General features: G+C 76.7%; 3 protein-coding genes. All 3 read left to right on the top strand.

The window, feature by feature from the left end; translation table 11 throughout:
- Nucleotides 1–327: 327 nt before the first annotated feature.
- On the top strand, nucleotides 328–1,152 hold the full coding sequence (locus EF903_RS30645; protein ID WP_260616147.1) for a cupredoxin domain-containing protein: 825 nt from the start codon (nucleotides 328–330) through the stop codon (nucleotides 1,150–1,152).
- 155 nt (nucleotides 1,153–1,307) lie between these two features.
- On the top strand, nucleotides 1,308–2,558 hold the full coding sequence (locus EF903_RS30640; protein WP_125548246.1) for a hypothetical protein: 1,251 nt from the start codon (nucleotides 1,308–1,310) through the stop codon (nucleotides 2,556–2,558).
- Between the two features lie 70 nt (nucleotides 2,559–2,628).
- Nucleotides 2,629–3,249 carry a TetR/AcrR family transcriptional regulator gene (locus EF903_RS30635; protein ID WP_125548245.1) on the top strand — a complete coding sequence of 207 codons (621 nt, stop codon included), beginning with the start codon at nucleotides 2,629–2,631 and terminating at the stop codon, nucleotides 3,247–3,249.
- Nucleotides 3,250–3,275 lie beyond the last annotated feature (26 nt).

Genomic DNA, 3,275 nt, shown 5'->3' with positions numbered 1-3,275 from the left:
CAGGCACCGGCCCGTCCGGAGGCTGCGGCCGGCCCCGCCCAGTCGCCGGCCCGTCCCCCGAACGCGCCGGTCCGTCGTACAGCGGCGGACCCGGCTCCACGGGCGCCGGACCAGCCCGCGGCGTCGGCCCGGCCCGCCCCGGCAGGGCGGGGCGAGGGTGTGTCCGGGGCCGGCCCCGGCTGCGGCACGGTGCTCCGGTCCCGGCATGGGGACGATGCCGCCGGCCGTCGCGGCGGGCGCGGCCCGGCCGGACCCGCGCCCGGCGCGGGTCCGCTCGCGGGCAGGCGGCCGCGCCGGCGGGAGCGGGCCGCCGCGCTGCTCGCCGCCGTGCTGTTGCTCGGCGGGGCGGCGGCCGGCTGCGGCGGGCGGGCCACGACCCACCACAAGCCCGGCACCAGCCACGAGCAAGCCTCAGGCAGCGCCGGAACACTGCTCGACGCCCGCGACGGCGCCGGCCACCGGTTCCGCGAGGTCCCCGCCGCAGGCGCCCCGCAGGTCGGCATCAGCGTCCGCCCCGACAGCGAGGACGGCTGGAACGTCCAACTGGCGGTGCAGAACTTCCGCTTCACCCCCGGCAGTGCCGGCGGCGCGGCCATCCCCGGCTCCGGCCACGCCCACCTGGAGCTCGACGGCCGCAAGGTGGCCCGGCTGTACGGCCCCTGGTTCCACCTGCCCGCGGCGCAGGTACCCGAGGGCGCGCACACCCTGACCGTCCGCCTCTACGCCGACGACCACACCGTGTGGGCCGTCGGCGGCAAGGCGGTCGAGGCCGGCACCGCCCTGTCCGCCCCGGCCGGCGGCGCGCACGGCAGCCACGGCCACGGCGGGGCCGCCTCACCCCAGCCCCCGCAGCCGCCGCAGGCACAGCCGACCACGCCGGCCCCCGCCGCCGACCGCACGGTCACCATCACCGTCAAGGACGGCAAGGTGGCGCCCGCTCCAGGCCGCACCGAGCTGAAGCGCGGGCAGAGCGTGGCCCTCCGCGTCACCAGCGACCGCGCCGACACCCTGCACGTCCACGGCTACGACCGGGAACTCGCCCTCCCGGCAGGGCAGGAGGCCACACTGGTCCTCACCGCCGACCGCACGGGCCTGTTCGAGGTCGAGACGCACGGCACCCGGCTCGTCCTGACACAGCTGCTGGTCCGGTGACGCCGCCGCCCCACGGGCCGGGCAGCGGCCTCCACCCCGTGCCGGGCTCCCCGGCAGCCGACCTCGGCGCAGTCGCCGCCGGCCGGGGCGCGGTCCCCGACCCGTCCGGCGCGGCCGCCCCCGCCGACCACCCGCTCACCGCGCTCGCCCACGGCATCGGATCCCAGCACGACCTGCCGATCTCTCCCTTCTACGCGTTCGCCGGCGCCTTCACCGCACTGTTCGCCTCCTTCCTCGTCCTCGGCCTGCTCTGGTCCTCCTCCCGGTTCCGCGGGGACCGGTCCGGCATCGCCCTGCCGGCCGCCCTCCAGCGGACCGCCGACGCGCCCGCCACACGCGCCGCCCTGCGCGCCCTCGGCCTCGCCGCCGCACTCGCGGTCCTCGCCTTCCTCCTCCTCGGTCCCGACGACCCCGCCCGCAACCCCGGCCCCGGCGCCGTCTACGTCCTCTTCTGGGTCGGCCTCGTGCCCGCCTCCCTCCTCCTCGGGCCCGTCTGGGGCCTGCTGAACCCGCTCCGCACCCTGTACCGCCTGCTGCCCCGCTCCCTGCGCAGGCGGCCGGCGCCGCTTCCGGCCCGGATCGGCCAATGGCCCGCCGCGGTCGGGCTGTTCGGCTTCACCTGGCTGGAGCTCGCCTCTCCGGATCCTGCATCCACCACCACCCTCCTGATCGCCCTCTCCCTCTACGGCGCCGCCCACCTCGCGCTCGCCGCCCGTTTCGGTGAGCGCTGGTTCGCCGAAGGCGACGCCTTCGAGGCGTACTCCGCCCTCCTGGCCCGGCTCTCCCCCCTCGGCCGCCGCGCCGACGGCCTCCTCGTCCTCCGCAACCCCTTCCACGGACTCGACGCGACGCCCGAGCGGCCCGGACTCGTCGCCACCGTCTGCGTCCTGCTCGGCTCCACCGCCTACGACGGCTTCAGCGACAACCCCTCATGGATCACCACCCTCCAGACCTCCCCTCTCGGCCGCACCCCCACGGCCACCCTCGGACTGCTCGCTTCCGTCGCCCTCGTCGCCACCCTCTACTGCCTGTGCGCGGCGGCCACCCGCCTCGTCAGCGGGCCTCACCCCGGCCCGCTGACGGCCTTCGCGCACTCACTCGTGCCGATCGCCCTCGGCTATCTCATCGCCCACTACTTCTCCCTTCTCGTGACCGAAGGACCACGCACCGTAATCATGGCAGTCGGCACTGACAATCGCCCCGAACCCTTGCCCCCCTTGGATCCCGGCGGTCTCGCCGCCCTCCAGGTCGTGTCCGTCGTCGCCGGGCACGTCCTCGGTGTCATCGCCGCCCACGACCGCTCCGTACGCCTCTTCCCGCCCGCCCGCGCCCTCGCCGGGCAGCTCCCGCTGCTGGCGCTGATGATCACGTACACGCTCGGAGGCATCGCCCTCCTCCTGAACTGACCCGGCGCCGCCCGGCCGGCCCCGCGCCCGCCGCTTCCGGCGGCTGAAACCGCACGCCCGGAGCGGCATGATGGACCCCGTGCCCGCCACCCACCCCTTGCGCCGTACGCCCGTGCAGCAGCGCAGCGCCGACCGGCTCGCCCGGATCCTCGAGGCCTGCGCCGAACTCCTCGACGAATCGGGCTACGAGAACCTCAGCACCCGGGCCGTCGCCGCACGCGCCGGCGTGCCCATCGGATCGGTCTACCGCTTCTTCGGCAACAAGCGGGCCCTGGCCACCGCCCTCGCGCACCGCAACCTGGACCGCTACACCGACGCCATCGCGGACCGCCTCGCCGCCCTCCCGGACGCCGGCTGGCGCCCCGTGGCCGACGCGGTCCTCGACGAGTACCTGGCCATGAAGCGGACGGTGCCGGGCTTCGCGCTCGTCGACTTCGGCGTGCCCGCCCCGCCCGGTGACGGCCCGGCCGCCGAGCCCAACCGGACCGTCGCCGCGCGCCTCACCGAACTCCTCGCCGCCCACCTCGACCGCACGCCGGACGACGCCCTGGAGCGGGCCGTCCTGGTCGCCGTCGAGGCCACCGACGCGCTGACCAAGCTGGCGTTCCGGACCGACCCGGCGGGGGACCCGGCGATCGTGGAGGAGACCCGGGTCATGATGCAGGCGTACCTCGCCCGCGTCCTGGACTGACGCCAGGCCGCCCCCTGCACCCCGCC

Source organism: Streptomyces sp. WAC05292 (assembly GCF_003949955.1).
In the GTDB taxonomy this organism is placed as follows: domain Bacteria; phylum Actinomycetota; class Actinomycetes; order Streptomycetales; family Streptomycetaceae; genus Streptomyces; species Streptomyces globosus.
This window is presented reverse-complemented; position numbering and strand designations above follow the sequence as displayed.